The organism is Streptomyces sp. SD31 (assembly GCF_052068475.1).
Classification (GTDB): domain Bacteria; phylum Actinomycetota; class Actinomycetes; order Streptomycetales; family Streptomycetaceae; genus Streptomyces.
Map to the genome: position 1 here is coordinate 182,353 of NZ_JBQHCX010000014.1, position 18,196 is coordinate 200,548.

Annotated in this window: 16 protein-coding genes; 11 read left to right on the top strand and 5 right to left on the bottom strand. The window is 71.3% G+C overall.

All coding sequences use genetic code 11. The annotated features are described in order from the left end of the window. Window positions 1-200: 200 nt before the first annotated feature. The gene (locus ACTMVF_RS28615; protein WP_441273974.1) at window positions 201-2,117 is read left to right on the top strand and encodes a hypothetical protein; all 1,917 of its coding nucleotides are present in this window, start codon (window positions 201-203) and stop codon (window positions 2,115-2,117) included. A 14-nt stretch (window positions 2,118-2,131) separates the two neighbouring features. Here the strand turns inward: ACTMVF_RS28615 and ACTMVF_RS28620 are convergent, their stop codons facing one another. After that, entirely contained in the window at window positions 2,132-3,442 is a 1,311-nt protein-coding gene (locus ACTMVF_RS28620; RefSeq protein ID WP_441273975.1) for an ABC transporter substrate-binding protein, read from the bottom strand. Between the two features lie 117 nt (window positions 3,443-3,559). Here ACTMVF_RS28620 and ACTMVF_RS28625 point away from each other — a divergent pair, with 117 nt between their 5' ends. Further along, window positions 3,560-4,060: an SCO4402 family protein gene (locus ACTMVF_RS28625; protein ID WP_441273976.1), complete on the top strand. Its 501-nt coding sequence runs from the start codon at window positions 3,560-3,562 to the stop codon at window positions 4,058-4,060. A gap of 60 nt (window positions 4,061-4,120) precedes the next feature. After that, entirely contained in the window at window positions 4,121-5,002 is an 882-nt protein-coding gene (purU, locus tag ACTMVF_RS28630; RefSeq protein ID WP_441273977.1) for a formyltetrahydrofolate deformylase, read from the top strand. 141 nt (window positions 5,003-5,143) lie between these two features. Here purU and ACTMVF_RS28635 read toward each other — a convergent pair whose 3' ends face one another. Then, the gene (locus ACTMVF_RS28635; RefSeq protein WP_441274060.1) at window positions 5,144-6,421 is read right to left on the bottom strand and encodes a zf-HC2 domain-containing protein; all 1,278 of its coding nucleotides are present in this window, start codon (window positions 6,419-6,421) and stop codon (window positions 5,144-5,146) included. A 131-nt stretch (window positions 6,422-6,552) separates the two neighbouring features. Then, window positions 6,553-7,137, bottom strand: coding sequence for a sigma-70 family RNA polymerase sigma factor (locus tag ACTMVF_RS28640; protein ID WP_441273978.1), 585 nt, complete (start codon window positions 7,135-7,137; stop codon window positions 6,553-6,555). A 357-nt stretch (window positions 7,138-7,494) separates the two neighbouring features. On the opposite strand from ACTMVF_RS28640, the gene ACTMVF_RS28645 reads away from it, so the two are divergent. Together ACTMVF_RS28645 and ACTMVF_RS28650 are read left to right on the top strand one after the other, a co-directional pair. Further along, on the top strand, window positions 7,495-7,875 hold the full coding sequence (locus ACTMVF_RS28645) for an STAS domain-containing protein (RefSeq protein ID WP_441274061.1): 381 nt from the start codon (window positions 7,495-7,497) through the stop codon (window positions 7,873-7,875). Between the two features lie 236 nt (window positions 7,876-8,111). Continuing rightward, window positions 8,112-8,624 carry an EF-hand domain-containing protein gene (locus tag ACTMVF_RS28650; RefSeq protein ID WP_441273979.1) on the top strand — a complete coding sequence of 171 codons (513 nt, stop codon included), beginning with the start codon at window positions 8,112-8,114 and terminating at the stop codon, window positions 8,622-8,624. Between the two features lie 111 nt (window positions 8,625-8,735). Here the strand turns inward: ACTMVF_RS28650 and ACTMVF_RS28655 are convergent, their stop codons facing one another. Beyond that, entirely contained in the window at window positions 8,736-10,241 is a 1,506-nt protein-coding gene (locus ACTMVF_RS28655; protein ID WP_441273980.1) for a class I adenylate-forming enzyme family protein, read from the bottom strand. Between the two features lie 151 nt (window positions 10,242-10,392). Here ACTMVF_RS28655 and ACTMVF_RS28660 point away from each other — a divergent pair, with 151 nt between their 5' ends. The 3 genes from ACTMVF_RS28660 (at window position 10,393) to ACTMVF_RS28670 (ending at window position 13,378) form a co-directional block, all read left to right on the top strand. Further along, entirely contained in the window at window positions 10,393-11,526 is a 1,134-nt protein-coding gene (locus tag ACTMVF_RS28660; protein ID WP_441273981.1) for an acyl-CoA dehydrogenase family protein, read from the top strand. A 3-nt stretch (window positions 11,527-11,529) separates the two neighbouring features. Next, window positions 11,530-12,408 carry an acyl-CoA dehydrogenase family protein gene (locus ACTMVF_RS28665; protein ID WP_441273982.1) on the top strand — a complete coding sequence of 293 codons (879 nt, stop codon included), beginning with the start codon at window positions 11,530-11,532 and terminating at the stop codon, window positions 12,406-12,408. Window positions 12,409-12,901: 493 nt separating this feature from the next. Then, complete coding sequence (locus ACTMVF_RS28670; protein WP_441273983.1) at window positions 12,902-13,378, top strand: ATP-binding protein; 477 nt, start codon at window positions 12,902-12,904, stop codon at window positions 13,376-13,378. Between the two features lie 367 nt (window positions 13,379-13,745). Here the strand turns inward: ACTMVF_RS28670 and ACTMVF_RS28675 are convergent, their stop codons facing one another. Beyond that, window positions 13,746-14,672, bottom strand: coding sequence for a cyclase family protein (locus tag ACTMVF_RS28675; protein WP_441273984.1), 927 nt, complete (start codon window positions 14,670-14,672; stop codon window positions 13,746-13,748). 95 nt (window positions 14,673-14,767) lie between these two features. Between ACTMVF_RS28675 and ACTMVF_RS28680 the strand changes: the two genes are divergently transcribed. The 3 genes from ACTMVF_RS28680 to ACTMVF_RS28690 all read left to right on the top strand — a co-directional run bounded on the left by ACTMVF_RS28680 (window position 14,768) and on the right by ACTMVF_RS28690 (window position 17,997). Continuing rightward, complete coding sequence (locus tag ACTMVF_RS28680; protein ID WP_441273985.1) at window positions 14,768-15,679, top strand: SDR family oxidoreductase; 912 nt, start codon at window positions 14,768-14,770, stop codon at window positions 15,677-15,679. A 117-nt stretch (window positions 15,680-15,796) separates the two neighbouring features. Beyond that, window positions 15,797-16,948, top strand: a complete 1,152-nt coding sequence (locus tag ACTMVF_RS28685) for an acyl-CoA dehydrogenase family protein (RefSeq protein ID WP_441274062.1) — start codon at window positions 15,797-15,799, stop codon at window positions 16,946-16,948. Further along, entirely contained in the window at window positions 16,948-17,997 is a 1,050-nt protein-coding gene (locus ACTMVF_RS28690; protein WP_441273986.1) for an alcohol dehydrogenase catalytic domain-containing protein, read from the top strand. Before ACTMVF_RS28685 ends, ACTMVF_RS28690 begins: the two co-directional genes overlap by 1 nt. Window positions 17,998-18,196: the final 199 nt, after the last annotated feature.

The following is an 18,196-nucleotide window of genomic DNA, read 5'->3' on the forward strand; positions in this document are numbered from 1 at the left end:
CCCCGGGGTACCAGGGCGTGAACGGCAGGGAAATGAAGGCGCCGGTGGGGAAAGGGGGGCGTATATAGCGGATGGGGGACCGGGACTGTTACGGCGGTCACAGGGACGCAGGTCACGTCCCGGGCTGCGTAGCACGGGGATCGGCGGAGCCGGTAGCGTGAGCCGACGATTCACAAGGTCCCCCATTAGTAGGAGTCCCGGTGACGCAGAGTGGACAGGGCGAGGAGCCCTCGGCGCGGCCCGCGCACGAAGGCATCGTGCTGCCCTCCGACGGTGGTGAGCCGCTGCTGCCGGGCATGACGGGCGGGCAGGGCGGCCGGCCGACCTCGGTACCGGCCACGCCGCCGACCCAGCCCGCGCCCTCGGCACCGCCCGGCGGCCAGGCCTGGGGCACCCCCTGGGGACCCGACCAGAACCAGTACCAGCCCCCGACCCCGCCGCCGGCCGCGCCGGGCCAGGCCTGGGGAACGCCGCCCGGCCAGTCCTGGGGCGGGCAGGAGCAGCCGTACCAGTCGCCGCCGCAGGCCCAGTGGGGCGCGGCGCCGGACGCCGCCGCAGGTGCGCCGTCCCAGGCGCCGCAGCCGGAGGGCGTGTCGTACGGCGGGGGCGCGCACTCTGCGCCGGGCACGCCCTCGTACGGCCATGGCGCCCCGGCCGGTTCACCGATGCCCGCGCCGCAGCAGCCGTACGTGGCGCCCGGCGGGAGCGCGCCGCTGCCGCCCGCGGCTCAGCACGGCCCGGGTGGGGAGCTGCCGCCTGCCGGCGGGGCGACCTACGGCGCTCCTGGCGCCGGTGGCGCAGTGCCGTCCGGCGGCCAGGGTGCCCCGGGGGCGCCGCTGCCGCCCGCCCGCGTCGAGGAGTACGGCGCCCCGGGCGCCGGTGCGCCTTTGCCGCCCGGCGCGCACCTCCCGAACGCCGGTGCCGGTGGCTTCGGGGCCCCGCTGCCTCCGGCCGACGAGGGCGCCACTCAGTACATACCGCCGGTCGGCGGCGCCCCCGCGGGCGCGGACGAACAGGCCACCCGTTACATACCGCCCGTCGCCGCATCCCCCGCTCCCGCCGCCGACCAGGGGGCGACGCAGTACCTCCCGCCGGTGGGGCCGGGGGCGTTGCCGCCCGAGGTGGCCGGTGAGAGCACGCAGTTCCTGGGGCGCGTCCGGCAGGCAGGCGCCGCCGGTCCTCAGGGCGGTGCCGGACCGCTGCCGCCGGCTTCCGGGGCCGACGCCGAGGCCACGCAGTACATCCCGCCCGTGCCCGGACAGGCGGGCGTTCCGCCGCACGCCGGGGCGGAGCGGCAGCCGCTCTCCGACTTCGACAACCTCTTCCGCAGTGAGCCGGGCGGCGGTGAGCCCCCGGCCGCGGCCACCCAGCAGCTGCCGCGCTTCCAGCAGCCGCAACCGCAGGGCCGGCCCGAGACGGCGTTCTTCCCGCCCGGGCCGGGCGGCGACGACGGCGGCCGGGGAGGCCGCGGTGGCGGTCGTACGGGCTCTCGGCTGCCGCTCATAGCCATCGTCGGCGTCGGTATCGCCGTGCTCGGTATCGGCGCGGGCGCGCTGCTCGCCGATGGCGGCAAGGACGACGACAGCGGCGAGGACAACGCTCCCGTCTCCGCCACGGCCCCGGCGACCGAGGCTTCGCCCTCCCCGTCGGCCGATCCGGCCGAGAAGCAGGCGATCGCCCTGGACAAGCTGCTGGCCGACAGCGGCGACAGCCGTACCGCCGTGATCAACGCGGTGGCCGACGTGAAGTCCTGCGGGAACCTCGCCCAGGCCGCCACGGACCTGCGGGGCGCGGCCAAGCAGCGCAACCAGCTGGTCACCGACCTGTCCAAGCTCACCGTCGACCAGCTCCCGAACCACACCGCGCTGACCACCGCGCTGACCAAGGCGTGGCAGGCGTCGGCGTCCGCCGACAACCACTACGCGGCGTGGGCGGACCAGGTGGCGGCCAAGAAGGGACAGCTCTGCAAGAAGGGCCAGGCCCGTTCCACCGGCCAGACCCAGGCCGGAAACCGGGCCAGCGGCACCGCCAGCGCGCAGAAGAAGACGGCCGCGCAGCTGTGGAACACCATCGCCAAGAAGTACGGCCTGACGGAGCGCCAGCCGACCCAGCTGTAGTCCGGGCCGGGCGGTCAGTTCACGTCGGCGCCCTGCAGCGTCTTCGTCACGTCGGTGAAGCCCTTGCGGGCCGCCACCAGCCGCCCGTCCCGTACGACCTGGAGGGTCACGTCGCGGTTGACCAGCCGGGGGAGGCCGACGGCGGCCAGGACGTCCTGGAACTTCCACTGGAGGGTCGGTGTGAGGCCGCCCGTGGAGACCTTCAGGCCCTCGTTCAGAGCTTCCCGCACGGAAGCGGCGGTCACCTCGTCGCCGCCCAGCGACTCGACGACCCTCTTGAACACCGTGTACGCGATCCATGTGGTCTGCACGCCGGCGTCCGCGGGGTCGATGCGGTTGTCGCCGAAGGCCTGCTCGCTGATCACCTTCTTCATCGGGTCCCAGCGCGGATCGCTCGCGACCGGGTACCAGCCGGTGATGTACGAGCCCTCGTAGGGCCCCGACGCCCCGCCGCCCGCGTTGATCACGGTCTGGTCGACGCTGCCGAGGACGGTGGCGGTGCGCACGTCGGGGTAGTCCTCGCGGGAGCGCCGGAAGGAGTCCATGAAGGTGGTGGTGCGGTCGCCGAGCGCGGGCACCACACAGCCGGTCTCCGTCGGGTCGTTGGTGGAGTACTCGAGCGCCCGTGTCGACTGGCGGCCGTACTCCGTGGCGTCCTCCTCGGCCAGCTGGTCGCCGGCGGCCGGGTGCCCGCCCGCCTTCAGGCCCGAGTTGAGCAGGGGCGGCAGCTCGTCGCCCGCGATGTTGTCGGGGCGCACCAGCGCGACGGGGCCGCAGGTGCGGGCCAGTTCCTTGCCGAGGCCCGCCAGGAGGGTGGGCTGGCCGCCGTTGACGGGGTAGGACAGCGGGCTGGTGAACTCGGCGTAGGTGACGCCGTAGCCGCCTATGTAGGGGATGCCGGCGCCCTCCAGCGAGGGCAGGAAGGTGTCGCCGTACTGGCTGTAGGAGCCGATGACCGCGACGACGTTCTCCTCGACGGCGCGGTCGGCGCACTTCGCCGCGGACACGCTGTCGTTGTGGTCGTTGCAGGTGAGGACCTTCAGCTCGCGGCCGCCGAGGCCGCCGTGGGCGTTGACCCAGCGGGCGTACGCCTGCGCGAAGGCCGGCATACCGGGCTTGTTGGTCGCCTTGGTGTTCTCCGGCGCCCAGGTCATGACGGTGATCGTGTCGTCCCCGGAACCCCCCGCGGTACCGGGGACGACCCCGCATCCGACGGCTAGCGACGCACACGCCACCAGTGCCGCCGCCGCGCGAGCGGTTGCTCTGGCGGGCGGGTTGGTGATCATGGGGAGGACAGTGCTGCGGGTGCGTCGCCTGCCGGTCATGCTTCCGCACGATTCCGCCACACAACAAACCGCGGCGCGACCCTTGGTTATCACATAGTGACGAGAAGGTGAATTACGGGGGTGGACGGGGCATGTGTGACGGGGAACGTACGATCGATGACCGTGCAAGGTTCGGAGAACTCTTCCCGTCGCGGCCGTCGCTCCTCCACCATGGGCGGCATGCCACTGAACGACATGCCGTGGTGGCGCTGGCGCAGCAATGTGCGCTCCGCGCTGCACATGCTCTCCGACCCGGTGTTCCAGCGCGACGTCTGGCTGGCCGGCGCCGACGGATACGGCGACGTCACCGACGCCGTGTACCGCCTGGTCGAGGACACCTGGCTGGACAACTGGTCCGCCGAGAAATACGTCGGCACGATCTTCCGGGACTCGCAGGAGGCGGCGCTCGTCGACACCGCCGTGCTGCGTGTGCTGCGGATCATGCACCAGGTCGGCCCGGACGCCCCGGTCTCCGCGTACATGGAGAACCAGGGCTGGCCGGAGGCGGTGCGGGCGGCGCGGGACGCGCACGTCCGGATGGCCATGGCCGACGGCGAGGACCCGGACACCGCGCCGCGCACGCTCGAGGTGCTGCGGATCATGACGCGGTCCGCGTAAGCGGTCCGGGTAACGGGACGACCGTCCACGGCGGGCCCCGGATATGGGACCCTGTGCTGCATGAACGAGCAGTCCACCCGAGCCGCGGTCCCCGCCGACCAGTACGTCCTCACTCTGTCCTGCCCCGACAAGCAGGGCATCGTGCACGCCGTGTCGAGCTACCTCTTCATGACCGGCTGCAACATCGAGGACAGTCAGCAGTTCGGTGACCACGACACGGGACTGTTCTTCATGCGCGTCCACTTCTCGGCGGAGGCGCCGGTGACGGTGGACAAGCTGCGGGCGAGCTTCGCGGCGATCGGGGACTCCTTCCAGATGGACTGGCAGATCCACCGGGCCGAGGAGAAGATGCGGGTCGTGCTGATGGTCAGCAAGTTCGGGCACTGCCTGAACGACCTGTTGTTCCGCGCCAGGATCGGGGCGCTTCCTGTGGAGATCGCCGCCGTGGTCTCCAACCACACTGACTTCGCCGAGCTTGTGGGGTCGTACGACATCCCCTTCCACCACATTCCGGTGACCAGGGACAACAAGCCCGAGGCGGAGGCCCAGCTGCTGGAGATCGTCCGGGAGCAGGGCGTGGAGCTGGTCGTTCTCGCGCGGTACATGCAGGTGCTCTCCGACGATCTGTGCAAGGCGCTCAGCGGGCGGATCATCAACATCCACCACTCGTTCCTGCCGAGCTTCAAGGGCGCGAAGCCGTATCACCAGGCGCACACGCGCGGTGTGAAGCTGATCGGGGCGACGGCGCACTATGTGACCGCCGACCTCGACGAGGGGCCGATCATCGAGCAGGAGGTCGAGCGGGTCGGGCATGACGTCACGCCGGACCAGCTGGTCGCGATCGGGCGGGATGTGGAGTGCCAGGCGCTGGCCCGGGCGGTGAAGTGGCATGCCGAGCGGCGGATTCTGCTGAACGGGCGGCGGACGGTCGTCTTCGCGTAGGACTGCCTCGCTGGAGCCGGTTCGCCTCTTCGCCGTTGCGCGGTCTCGATGTGCGCGCGTGCGGGTCGCGGGCGGCTGTCGCGTAGTTCCCCGCGCCCCTGGGTCGGCACACGCAGCCGACCTCGGTTTCGCCACCCGCCCCTACATCCGGCTCAAGCTCGCCGCAGCGAACAGCACATCCCTGATCGCCTCCCGATCACCCACCTGTCCCGCCGCAGCCTCCGCGGGAGACACGTGGCCCGCGGCCAACCGGCAGAACTCCGCGCCGTCCAGCGCGACATGGGCCACCTCATGCTCGGCGGAGCCCACCGCCGCCGGAGAGTCCAGGGGGATCAGCCACTCCCCACCACCCGATCCCTCGATCTCCAAGCGCAGGCTGCGGCCTGGCTCGCCGGCAGGCACGAGACGGCGGTGTGGACCGGGAGGCGGCGGCGCCGCCAGACCGGCGCGGCGGCGGGCCGCCAGAACCGTGGGGAGCATGCGGGCCGCCAGGTCGACCATGGGGTGCAGATCACGGCCGGACGGCGGCTCATACGGGTAGTCCACCGCCTCGGCGATGTCCTCGGCGTGCACCCAGCACTCGAAGGCGCGGTCCAGCATCGCGTCGCGCAGCGCCAGCTCGAAGTCGCCGTACGGGACGGACAGTTGGCCCGTGCCGCCGCCCGTGAAGGACACCGTGCGGACCAGGTCGTGGGTCTGCTCCCGCCAGGGAGCCCGCACGGCCCGCGTCGGCGGGAAGTGCGAGGCGCGCCAGTACGCCTCGGTGCGCGCGGACGGGGTCGGCCGGTCCGTGGCCACGTCGCCCAGCGGGTCCTGAAGGCCCAGCGCGACCGCCACCAGCCCGTCGACCGTCAGCAGATGGGCGATGACCCCGGCGACGGTCGTACGACGGCTCGTCGGCTCGTCCTTGCGGAACCACCGCAGCCGCACGGGCGCGTGCCACTCGGCGTCCCCGAAGTCCTGCAGCAGGGCGTCGAGGCGGGCCGTCTCGGCGTCGTACGGCGTCGCCCACTCGGGCACCGGGATGCGCGGCGGGCGCCGCTCCAGGCAGCCCTCCAGGACGCGGGCGCGCAGGGAAGGATCCGGGTCGAGGGACTCGGCGGGGTGCAGCAGGCCCACGGCCTCACGCAGCCGCCGCGCCTCGTCCGCGCAGGAGCCGCAGTCGCCGAGGTGCTCCTCGACGGCCGCCGTCTCCTCCGGCGAGCATGCGGCCAGCGCCCACGCTCCGAGGAGCGCCTTCAGCACAGGGTGTTCGAGGACGAGCGGAGCCGGGCGCGGCGCCAGGTCGCCGAGGTCCTCCAGGGCGGGCAGGGGGCGTCCGGTGTCCTCGACGGAGGCGCGGGGGAGCGGTATGCGGGGCGGCTGGTCCGGGCTCGGCTCCGGGGCGGGGTGCTGGGCGTCGCCGTTGCCGCTGTTCATGCCGTCGGCTGCGCGGGTGGTGTCCGCCGAGCCGTTCCCCTCCTTCTTCCGGGCGTGCTTGTCCTGGTCCTGCTGCTGGTCCTGCTCGTGATCCTGGTCATGGTCCTCGTGGGGGAACCGCTCCGCGTCGTTCACACCGCACCCCCGTAGCCCGGCGGTGCCCCCGGGGCGGCTCCCGCGTCGTGGGCCGTGGACAGCAGCTGGAGGCCAAGACGGAGGCGGCGGCGGGCCTCGTCCTCGGTGACGCCGAGGTCGGCGGCGGTCTGGCGGTAGTCACGGCGCTGGAAGTAGGCAAGCTCCAGTGCGGCGCGCAGCGGGACGGGCATGGACTGGACGATGTAGTCGGCGCGGGCGGCGACCGAGGCGTGGCGCACCTTGCGCTCCAACTCGTCGGTGCAGCCCCGGCCGGCCCGGGCGAGGGCGGCGGTCTCGGTGTCGCGCAGCCGCTGCACGGCGAGGCGGTGGGTCAGCGTGGCGACCCAGGAGCGCAGCGGCTCCTGCTTGGGGTCGTAGGTGTCCGAGTGCTCCCAGACGTGCGCGAAGACGTCGCGGGTGATGCGGTCGGCGGCGCGCTCGTCGCCCAGCACGGTGTGGGCGAGGCCGTGCACGAGCGAGGCGAACCGGTCGTAGAGCTCGCCGAGGGCGGCCGCCTCGCCGCGGGCGAGTCGCTGCTGCATCTTGCGGTCCCAGCGGGGCGGTGCGTCCTTCTTCGCCATGCGGCCCCCCTCACCGGTCCGTCCGTCCCTGTCCAGCGTGCGTCCACCTTCTCCCCGAATGTAGTCGGCACGTCTGACAGCGCACGCCCCTTTGTCGCATTGTGCGCCCCTCGACGAGCAGTGGGTGGTAGTGGAACGTTGATCTGTCTGTTCTGTCTGTCCCGTCCGATCGGCCTTGCAGTCGCTCGGTTACCCGGCCACCGTGCGAGCGGAACCGATCGAACAGGATCGAATGCGATTGAAACAAGCCTCTTCTGATCGGTGACCGTTTTCGGGAGGGTGTTTCAGGGAACAGCCGCTGGGCAGCCGCGCTGCAAGGAAGCGTAGGTGTCGCTTCCGTTTCGGCCGGCGAGGGGCGTGGTGGTGACGTTGAAAGTGACCGGTGGCGAGCGAGGCGACTGGGCTGTGCTCCAGGTGTCCGGCGAGCTGGATCTGGTGACCTCGCCGGTGATGCGGCAGCACATCCACGACGTGGTGGCCGAGGGGCGCCACAGCCTTGTGCTCGACCTCTCCGAGGTGATGTTCTGCGACTCCAGCGGCGTCGGCGTCCTCATCGCCGCCCGCCGCCTGATCCGCTCCTGCCAGGGCAGCCTGCGGGTGATACTGCCGGCGCAGGGCGCGGCGGACGGGTCGCACGTCAACAGGGTCCTGGGGGCACTGGGCGTACGCCGGCTCTTCGAGGTCTATCCGGACGTCACGGCGGCGGTCGCGGACGACGCCCGGCCACTGTCGGCCTGATGGTTGCGGCCTGACGGTTGTGGCCTGATGGTTGCGGCCTGAGGTTCCGGTCTGATGGTCCGGTCTGGCGGTTCCCGACCCTGACTGCGGCGACACCGCGCGCGAAGTGCCACACCGTTGTCCCAAAATTCCCCCGGTCTTGGCACAACCGCCGCTTTCGGACGCCCGGACGGCCCCGGGCGTCGTACGCTCCGTGCGAGATGCACCCCACGTGACGTAAGGCGGCCCGATAAGACATGGTCAGCAGCGAGTACGAGCGCAGGATCGCCGCCCGGTTCGCCACCTTCGACCAGGACGGCAACGGCTACATCGACCGGGAGGACTTCAGCGCGGCGGCCAAGGCGCTGCTCGCGGAGTTCGGCACCCCTGCCCGGTCCGACAAGGGCCAGGCCCTGTACATCGGCGCGGAGGCGTTCTGGCAGGGCATGGCCGGGATCGCGGACCGGGACGGCGACCAGCGCATCACCCGCGAGGAGTTCGTGAACGGCGCGGTCAAGCGGCTGCGTGACAACCCGGACCGGTTCGCCGAGATCGCCCGCCCCTTCCTGCACGCGGCCCTCGCCGTGGCCGACCCCGACGGCGACGGCTCCGCCACCGTCGCCGACACCGCGCGCGTGCTCGTCTGCCTCGGCGTACAGCGGGACATCGCTCAGGCGGCCGCCGGTACGCTCGACGCGGACAGCGACGGCAAGGTGGCGGAGAGCGAGATCGTGACCGCGTTCGCCCGCTACTTCACCGTGCCCGAGTGAGACCGGCACCCCAGCCCCCTAGGGCGAGGACTTCCGCCCGGCACGCCGAGAGCACGCACCAGACGCCGCGGGGCCGCCCTTCGGGCGACGACGGGAATTTGACGACAGGCCCTAGGCCCCCGAGAAGCGCTCCCTGAGCTTGTACTTGAGCACCTTCCGCAGGGTGTCGTTGCGCGGAAGGGCGTCCACCACCTCCAGCTGCTCGGGCAGCTTGTGCGTCGACAGCCCTTCCCCGCGCAGATACGACGTCAGCGCCGCCAGGGTCGGCTTCTCCGCTCCCGCCGGCTGTTCCACGACCGCGCAGACGCGCTCCCCGCGTTCCGCGTCCGGCAGCCCGATCACCGCCACGTCCCCGACCGCGGGATGCCGGTGCAGCAGGTCCTCGATCTCCTTCGCCGAGATGTTCTCGCCCTTGCGGATGATCACGTCCTTCAGGCGGCCGGTCAGCACCAGATGCCCGCTGTCCGTCAGATGGCCGAGGTCACCGGTCCGCAGGAACCCCTCCTCGTCGAACGCCTGCGCCGTCTGCGCCGGATCCAGATAGCCCCGGCACACCGCCTCCCCGCGCAGCCGCACCTCCCCCTCGACGATCCGGATCTCCATCTCCTCCGGCGGACGCCCCTCCGTGGTCGCCAGGTTCTCCGCCGTGTCGTCCGGCGCACCCATCGTGATCATCGGCACCTCGGTCATGCCGTATCCGTGCGTGAGCTGCACCCCCATCTCGCGGACCACGGCGTGATACAGCTCCGGCGGCTTCGGCGCCCCGCCCCCCGCCAGCAGCCGCAGCGAGGGGACGACCTTTCCGCCGCCCGGCTCCTTGCGCTGCTCGGCCAGGAACATCGAGTAGAAGGCCGTCGACCCGCCGGCGATCGTCACGCCGTGCTCGCGGTACGCCGCCAGCGCGTCCGGCAGCGCGAACTGCTCGAACATCACGGCCGGGAATCCGTACAACAGCAGCATCACCATGTAGTCCGGGCCGCCTATGTGGGCGTAAGGGAAGGCGATCGACCCCACGTCATCGGCGGTCGGGCGCAGCGCGTGCGCCAGGCAGGAGCCGCCCGCGATCAGTGAGCGGTCGGTGTGCAGGACCCCCTTGGGGTCGGATGTCGTCCCCGAGGTCCAGTAGATCCAGCGCACCGAGGTGCCCTCGGAGGGTGGCGGGGGCAGGACCGACGGATCGCCGTCGGGCAGGCTGTCGTACGCCTCGAAGACCCCCTTCGCGCCCAGGCGCCGCGCCATCTCCGCGTGGTCGAAGCCCCGCCACTCGCCCGGCACCGCGAAGAACTCCGCCTTCGACTCCCGCAGCGCGAAGCCGACTTCGCGGTCCCGGTAGAAGGGGATGACCGGCGACTGCACGGCGCCCAGACGGGCCAGCGCGAAGGACAGCAGGGCCGTCTCGATGCGGGTGGGCAGCTGCCAGGCGACGACCGTGCCGGGTCGTACGCCCAGGTCGTACAGGCCGGCCGCCACGCGCTCGGCACGCGCGCGTAGGTCGCCGAAGGACAGGGAGCGGTCGTCCTGGAGGAGAACGGGACGGTCGGGGGTCCGGTCGGCGCGGCCGGCGACCAGGTCCCAGAGGGTGTGCGAGGAACTCAGGGCGTGAGCGGTGTCGTTCATGACGGCCCCCTGCCACCGAAGAGACATAGCTGACGGTGTGTCAGATCGTGGGCAGAGCGTAGGCCTCACCGTCTTGTCGGTCCAGGGGGGCGGGACTTAGCCTTCCCTCAGAGCGGTATCTGACGGCTCATCAGATATGGAGGGGCCGCACATGGACCTCGCCCACACACCGGAAGAGGACGAGTTCCGCGCCCGGCTGCGGAAGTGGCTGGCCGAGGTGCTGCCCACGCTCCCGCCGAAGCCGTCCCCGGACGACTGGCCGGGACGCCGCGCCTACGACCTCGGCTGGCAGCGCAGGCTGTACGACGCCGGGTACGCCGACGTCCACTGGGACGCCTCCCCGACCATGCGGCTGATCTTCCTGGAGGAGACCGAGAAGGCGGGCGCGCCCTATGTGGGCGCGGGCTTCGTCGGGCTGCTCCACGCGGGGCCCACCATCGCCGCCGAGGGAACCGCCGAGCAGCGGGCGCGCTGGCTGCCGCCGATCCTGCGCGGGGAGGAGGTCTGGTGCCAGGGCTTCAGCGAACCGGACGCCGGATCCGACCTCGCGGCACTGCGCACGCGCGCGTGTAGGGAAGGCGACGACTATGTGGTGACCGGGTCCAAGATCTGGACCTCACATGCCGAAGTGGCCGACTGGTGCGAGCTGTTGGTACGGACGGATCCTGCGGCCGGGAAGCACCGGGGCATCACCTGGCTGGCGATGCCCATGGACGCGCCGGGCATCACCGTACGGCCGCTGAAGACCCTTGCCGGGTCCGCCGAGTTCGCCGAGGTGTTCCTCGACGAGGTGCGGGTGCCGGTCGCCAACCGGGTCGGGGACGAGAACGACGGCTGGCGCGTGACGATGGTGACCCTGTCCTTCGAGCGCGGTACGGCCTTCGTGGGCGAGGTCGTCGCGTGCCGACGCGTGCTGCGTGAACTCGCCGCCGAGGCGCGCGAGAACGGGCGCTGGGACGATCCGGTGCTGCGGCGACGGCTGGGGCGGCTGAACGCCGAGTTCCGGGCGCTGTGGCGGCTGACGCAGTGGAACGTGAGCGAGGCGGAACTGAGCGGTGGGGTGCCAGGCGTGGGAGGTTCGGTTTTCAAACTGAGGTATTCGCACGCCCGCCAGGAGCTCTACGACGCCGCGGCCGACGTCCTGGGCCCGGAGTCGCTGGACCTGGACCGGCCGTGGGTGCTCGACCGGCTGTCCTCGCTGTCGTACACCATCGCGGCCGGCACCTCGCAGATCCAGCGGAACATCGTGGCCGAGCGGATCCTCGGGCTGCCGAAGGGGCGGTGACGGATGCGTTTCCAACTGACCGAGGACCAGCGGGCGTTGCGCGACGGAGTGCGGGAGCTGCTGGCGCGGCGCTTCGGCCGGGACGCCCTGCGGGCCGCCGTCGACGAGCCCGGCCGCCTGGACCGGGCGCTGTGGCGGGAGCTCGGCACGGCCGGGTTCTTCGCACTACGGCTGCCGGAGGCGCGGGGCGGAGTCGGACTCGGGCTGCCCGAGGCCGTGTTGGCCTTCGAGGAGGCAGGGCGCGTGCTGCTGCCCGGACCCTTGGTGGCCATGCATCTCGCGGCGGGGGACGTGCCGGGCGCGGCCACCGGGGAGGCGGTTGTGGCGGACGTCGGCGCGTACGGGCTGGTGGAATGGCTCGCCGACGCGGACGTCGTACGGGGGGACGCGGCGGGGGCCGTACCGCTGCGGTCGGTCGATCCGCTGACGCCCCTGCACCGGGTTCCAGCGGCCGGTGCCGTGGACCCCGTCGCCGTACTCCTCACCGCCGCCGAGCAACTCGGCAGCGCCACGCGCGCGTGCGAGCTGGCCGTGCAACACGCCCGGGCCCGCGAGCAGTTCGGGCAGCCGATCGGCGGCTTCCAGGCGGTGAAGCATCTGTGCGCGGACATGCTGGTGCGGACGGAGACGGCCCGGGCCGCCGTCTACGCCGCGGCCGTCACCGCCGACCCGGCGGACATCGACACCGCCCGGCTGCTCGCCGACGAGGCCGCCGTGCGGGGCGCCCGCGACTGTCTCCAGGTGCACGGCGGCATGGGATTCACCTGGGAGTTCGAGGTCCACCTGCATCTGAAACGCGCATGGGTGCGGACGTACCGTACGGGTGACGCCACGGAGAGTGAGGAGAGTCTGGCCGCCGAGCTACTCGCACAGTCGAGCTAAGCCCGCCTGGTCTGCGGCATCGCCGAGGGTGCCCACATGGATGTCGCGGATTGTGGCATACCGGAATTACGGAGCGTTGATATCGGGTTGTGTCCTACGTGTGACTCGTCACGGCCTGGAGTCGACTGCCCGCTCCGGTACCTTGTGTGAGATGCGAGTGGTTCCGAGCACGAGCCATGCCGGAGTTGCCCTTGAGGCGGCGCCGGATCCGGCGGTGCGCGCCAGTGCTCGCAGGGCGGGAGGGCTCTTCGCCCCCGTCTGTTCGACTCCCCGAAACAAGCGTCGCACAGTATGCCGCAGGGGTACTCCTTCGCGCTGGAATATGCCCGAAGCGCTTGTTGGGGTGACTGTACGTCAACCATGCTGTCAGCTAAGGGATTCACGTTCCGTGACCCTGGCTTTGGCCATTGTTCTGGCCATGAAAAGAATGGCTAGGATCGTGGCCCTCGTGAGGCGCGGGGCCAAGTGTCCGCCGGTTCGGATGGTGTGAGCGGTGCAGGTGCTTCAAGTGCAGCTGGAGATCCGGCCCGACCCCGCTGAAGTGGGGCGAGCCCGGCGGTGGGCCCGCTCGCGGCTTGCCGGGTCCGGGATAGAGGCCGACGAACCGCTCGCCGAGACGCTGATCCTGCTCATCTCCGAACTGGTCACCAACGCCGTGGTGCACACCGGGTGTCCTGCCGTGCTGCGCCTGTCCCTGCCGGGCGCGGCCCAGGAGTCCGCCACCGTACGGCTGGAGGTGGCCGACCGCAGCGACCGCGCGCCCGTGCCCCGGTGCGCCGACGACGACGCGACCGGGGGCCGGGGCCTCGCGCTCGTCGACGGTCTCGCGGACCGGTGGGGCTGGAGCTGCGAGGGTGCCGGCAAGCGGATCTGGTGCGAACTGGACCGCGAAGCGGAATCGGCGGTTCCCTCTTCCTCCTACGGGAGCGGGGCGTCCGCGTACGAGGGGTTCGCGTACGAAGCGGTGTGACGGGCGCACGTCGCGCCAACTGCGCCGGGTTCGGTGCATGGTTGCAGAAAGCGCTGTCGCCCCTGCCCTGGTGGGCGTCGGTGCGCCCGGGCGTGCTTCCGTGCGCGGCTTCTGTAAATAGGGCGTAAGTAACAAATCCCCGAGTGGGTGTTGACGCCGAGTGTCCGGTTGATCACGCTTGTGGTCAGCGATTCGCCGCGAGGGGACGACGAGGGTTTCGGTGACGGAGGCCCTCGCCGAGTGTGGGTCGTGATTCGGCGTCGGTTCTCTCAGGGCCCGGAGAGCTGGGGCGGGTACGCCGGAGTCGGATGGCGGCGCGCGGTGCCGTGCTCGGGGCGATCACTGCCGCGCCGCCAGCCGACCTCGTTCAGAGCACGGCCACGGGCGCCACGGGAGTTCCCGTACCGCCGACGAAGGGCTCGGGCATCGCCGACAGCAGGAACGCGTAGCGGCCCTCTTGTCCACAGGCTGTGGACAACTCTTCGAGATTCCAGTTCTGGCCTTGGAGCATCCCCATCTCCACCAGGTCGAGCGCGTGCACGGGCAGCCAGAGATCCTCGACTTCGGGCGGAAAGATCTCGAATGTGAGGGTGTCGTTCGCGACGGCCGCCACGTCGCGCGCGTGGAACCACTCCGGCGTACGGATCGACAGGCCGGGCGAGGGGTAGCCGTACCCGTGCTTGTCCCCGGCGAGACAGACCTGCATCTGCCCCGTCCGTACGAGCACGATGTCGCCGGCACGCACGCGTGTGCCCGCGAGTTCCTCCGCCGCCTCCAGGTCCTCCGGGGTGACCGCGTGTCCGCCGTCGAGCCGGGCGACGCCACGCGCGCGTGCCACGTCCAGCAGCACGCCCCGCGAGACGATGTGCCGCGCCTTGTCGATGCCGCTGAACTCGGCGCCGCCGTGCGCGGTGATGGTGTCGGCGGGACGGCCGTTGTAGATCCGGCCCGAGTGGGAGACATGGGTGAGCGCGTCCCAGTGGGTCGCGGCCTGCAGCCCCATGGTCACGGCGTCGTCGCTGCACGAGACGGTTCCCGGGCCGAAGATCTCCTGGTTGATCTGCACCATGGTGTGCAGCGGGTTGACCCGGCCGGGGATCATGCCGGTCTGTATGCCGTCCTGTAGCAGGGGGAGGGCGAGGGGGACGCGGCGGCCGGTGCGGACGCAGGCGGCTGCCTCGCGGACCACCTCGTCGGTGATCAGGTTGAGGGTGCCGATCTCGTCGTCGGCCCCCCAACGCCCCCAGTTGTTCACGCGCTTGGCGATCTCGTGGAACTCCTCCGGCAGTGACATGAGTCCTCCCCGGGGCTTGTCTCCGTGTATCTGACGGGTCGTAGAATCAAGTCGAATCTAACGGACCGTCAGAAACTGCGGGAAGGGGCCGGGGCGTGGGGAACTTCTTGGCAGGCAAGGTCGTCGCCGTGACGGGCGCCGGGCGGGGCATCGGACGGGCGGTGGCCCTGGCGGCCGCGGCCGAGGGAGCGCGGGTGGTCGTCAACGACTACGGGGTGTCCGTGGACGGGGTCTCGCCCACGAGCGAGGTCGCCGAAGGCGTCGTCAAGGAGATCGAGGCGGCGGGCGGCGAAGCGGTCGCCGTGGCCGACGACGTGTCCACCATGGTCGGTGGGCAGCGGGTCGTGGACACGGCGCTGACGGCCTACGGGCGGATCGACGGGGTGGTGTGCGTCGCCGGGATCCTGCGCGAGCGGATGCTGTTCAACATGACCGAGGAGGAGTGGGACCCGGTCGTCGCCACGCATCTGAAGGGCACCTTCACGGTGTTCCGGGCCGCGTCGGCGGTGATGCGCAAGCAGCGGGCCGGGACCTTGATCGGATTCACCAGTGGCAATCACCAGGGGTCGGTGTCGCAGGCGAACTACAGCGCGGCCAAGGGTGGGGTCATCTCGCTGGTACGGAGCGCTGCGCTGGGCCTGCACCGGTACGGGGTGACCGCCAATGCGGTGGCGCCCGTCGCCCGTACGCGGATGTCGGCGGGGGTTCCCACGGAGTTGGCGGAGATGGGGGAGCCGGAGGACGTCGCCGCGTTGGTGGTCTACCTGCTGTCGGACGCCGCTCGGGAGCACGGGGTCACGGGGCAGGTGTACACGGTCGCGGGGGCGAAGATCGCGGTGTGGGCGCAGCCGCGGGAGCTGCGCTGTGCTTATGCCGACGGTTCTTGGACGCCGGAGCGGATTGCGGAGGTGCTGCCGGGGTCGGTGGGGGTGGATCCGATGCCGATGTTGGAGCGGGTGGAGGCGATGCGGCGTGCTGCCGCTGAGGGGGAGCGGCCTAACGCCTAAGAGCTCGGAAGGTGTTCGGACTCGCGGGTGCGGGTGCGGGTGGTTGGTGGTTGATCGCGCAGTTCCCCGCGCCCCTGAGGGGCGTTGTCGCTGACCGGCGATTTTGAGGAGACCCCAATGGACTTCGGGTTTGCGCCTGAGGATGAGGCCTTTCGTTCGGAAGCGCGGGCGTGGCTCGACGTGCACGCCGAGGACGTTCAGGACCGGCGGACTTGGGAAAGGGCGCTTGGGAAAGCCGGTTGGATCGGGCTGGGTTGGGGCGAGGGCGGATACGGCAATCGGACCGCGACTCTCACTCAGCAGGTCGTCTGGGCCGAGGAATACGCCCGGTCGGGCGCGCCCGCTCGCTCGGGGCATATCGGCGAGAAGCTTCTGGCGCCCACCCTCATCGCGCACGGCAGCGAGGAGCAGAAGGCGCGCTTTCTGCCGGCAATCGCGGCCGGGGACGAGCTGTGGTGTCAGGGGTACAGCGAACCGGGTGCGGGGTCGGATCTCGCGGGGGTGCGTACGAGAGCCGAGCTCGGTACGGACGGGACGTACCGCATCACCGGGCAGAAGATCTGGACGTCGCTGGCCCATGAGGCCGACTGGTGTTTCGTGCTTGCCCGTACGGACCCGGAGTCGAGCCGTCACCGCGGGCTGACCTTCCTGCTCGTGCCCATGGACCAGCCGGGGCGTATCGAGGTGCGGCCCATTCGGCAGATGACGGGGACCAGCGACTTCAACGAGGTGTTCTTCGACGGTGCGCACGCGCGCGTGGAGCACGTCGTCGGAGGTGAGGGCGCGGGATGGAAGGTGGCGATGAGCCTGCTCGGGTTCGAGCGGGGCGTGTCGACGCTTGCCCAGCAGGTCGGGTTCGCCGCTGAGCTGGGGCGGGTTGTGCGGGCGGCCGTCGAGTCCGGGGCGGTCGAGGATCCCGTCGTGCGGGAGCGGCTTGTGCGGCAGTGGGCCGAGCTGCGGGTGATGCGCTGGAACGCGTTGCGCACGCTCGGCAGGGCCGGGGACGCCGGGGCGCCCAGTGTGGCCAAGTTGCTCTGGGGCGGCTGGCATCAGCGGCTCGGGGAGCTGGCGATGCTGGTGCGGGGGGCGGCGGCGGGGGTCGGGCCCGGGGAGTGGTCGCCTTCGACGCCGTACGAACTCGACGAGGCGCAGCATCTGTTCCTGTTCTCCCGCGCCGACACCATCTACGGCGGGTCGGACCAGGTTCAGCGCACGATCATCGCCGAGCGGGTGCTCGGGCTGCCAAGGGAACCCAAGGGGGTTGTGTGATGCGCGGCGTGGTGTTCGACGGGAAGCGGGTCGAGGTCGCGTACGACCTCGAAGCGCGGGACCCGGGTCCGGGTGAGGTGCTGGTCGCGATCTCGGCTGCGGGGCTGTGCCACAGCGATCTGTCCGTGGTGGACGGGACCATACCCTTTCCGGTTCCTGTGGTGCTGGGCCATGAGGGGGCGGGGGTGGTGGAAGCGGTGGGTGTGGGGGTCACCCATGTGGTGCCGGGAGATCATGTGGCCCTGTCCACGCTTGCCAACTGCGGGACGTGCGCCGACTGCGACCGAGGGCGGCCGACCATGTGCCGGCACGCCATAGGGCGTCCCGGTCGGCCGTTCCAGCGAGGGGGGCGGCCCGTCTTCCAGTTCGCGTCCAACTCCGCCTTCGCGGAACGGACCGTGGTGAAGGCCGTGCAGGTGGTGCGGATTCCGAAGGACATTCCCCTGCCTTCGGCCGCGCTGATCGGGTGCGGGGTGCTGACCGGAGTGGGCGCCGTGCTCAACCGGGCGAAAGTGGACCGTGGGGACAGCGTGGTCGTGATCGGCGCCGGCGGTATCGGTCTCAACGTCATTCAGGGGGCCCGGATCGCGGGTGCGCTGCGCATCGTCGCCGTGGACGCGAACCCGGCGAAGGAGGCGGTGGCGCGGCAGTTCGGGGCGACCGACTTCCTGACGTCGGTGGAGGGGGTGCGGGAGCTGCTGCCCACGGGGGCGGACCATGCCTTCGAGTGCGTGGGGCGGGTGGAGTTGATCCGGGCGGCCGTCGATCTGCTCGACCGGCATGGGCAGGCGATCCTGCTGGGGGTTCCGCCGGCCGGTGCCGAGGCCTCCTTCGTCGTGTCCTCCATGTACCTGGACAAGTCGATCCTCGGGTGCCGGTACGGGTCGTCGAGGCCGCAGCGGGACATCGCGCTGTACGCCGAGTTGTATCGGGGCGGGCGGCTGCTGCTGGACGAGCTGGTGACGCAGACGTATCCGGTCGAGGAGTTCGAGCGGGCGGTGGCGGATGCGGAAGGGGGGAAGGTGGCTCGGGCGGTGCTCACCTTTTGAGGGCGGCCTCGGCTTCTGCGGGTTCTCGGCGGCAGAGATGGCTCGGCTTCTGCGGGTTGTCGGCTTCTGAAGTCTCTCGGCCTTTGAGGCTCTTCGGCTTCTGAGGCTCCTCGGCTTCTGACGCTCCTCGGATTCTTAGGCTCCGCGCCGTTTTGCACAGGCCCGGAAATGCGCTGCCGTGTTGTCAGTGGCGGCGCCT

Coding starts and splice junctions, on each gene's coding strand:
- ACTMVF_RS28620 (WP_441273975.1), bottom strand. CDS start 3,442: ATGACCGGCAGGCGACGCACCCGCAGCACTGTCCTCCCCATGATCACC.
- ACTMVF_RS28625 (WP_441273976.1), top strand. CDS start 3,560: ATGACCGTGCAAGGTTCGGAGAACTCTTCCCGTCGCGGCCGTCGCTCC.
- purU (WP_441273977.1), top strand. CDS start 4,121: ATGAACGAGCAGTCCACCCGAGCCGCGGTCCCCGCCGACCAGTACGTC.
- ACTMVF_RS28635 (WP_441274060.1), bottom strand. CDS start 6,421: ATGAACAGCGGCAACGGCGACGCCCAGCACCCCGCCCCGGAGCCGAGC.
- ACTMVF_RS28640 (WP_441273978.1), bottom strand. CDS start 7,137: ATGGCGAAGAAGGACGCACCGCCCCGCTGGGACCGCAAGATGCAGCAG.
- ACTMVF_RS28650 (WP_441273979.1), top strand. CDS start 8,112: ATGGTCAGCAGCGAGTACGAGCGCAGGATCGCCGCCCGGTTCGCCACC.
- ACTMVF_RS28655 (WP_441273980.1), bottom strand. CDS start 10,241: ATGAACGACACCGCTCACGCCCTGAGTTCCTCGCACACCCTCTGGGAC.
- ACTMVF_RS28660 (WP_441273981.1), top strand. CDS start 10,393: ATGGACCTCGCCCACACACCGGAAGAGGACGAGTTCCGCGCCCGGCTG.
- ACTMVF_RS28665 (WP_441273982.1), top strand. CDS start 11,530: ATGCGTTTCCAACTGACCGAGGACCAGCGGGCGTTGCGCGACGGAGTG.
- ACTMVF_RS28675 (WP_441273984.1), bottom strand. CDS start 14,672: ATGTCACTGCCGGAGGAGTTCCACGAGATCGCCAAGCGCGTGAACAAC.
- ACTMVF_RS28685 (WP_441274062.1), top strand. CDS start 15,797: ATGGACTTCGGGTTTGCGCCTGAGGATGAGGCCTTTCGTTCGGAAGCG.
- ACTMVF_RS28690 (WP_441273986.1), top strand. CDS start 16,948: ATGCGCGGCGTGGTGTTCGACGGGAAGCGGGTCGAGGTCGCGTACGAC.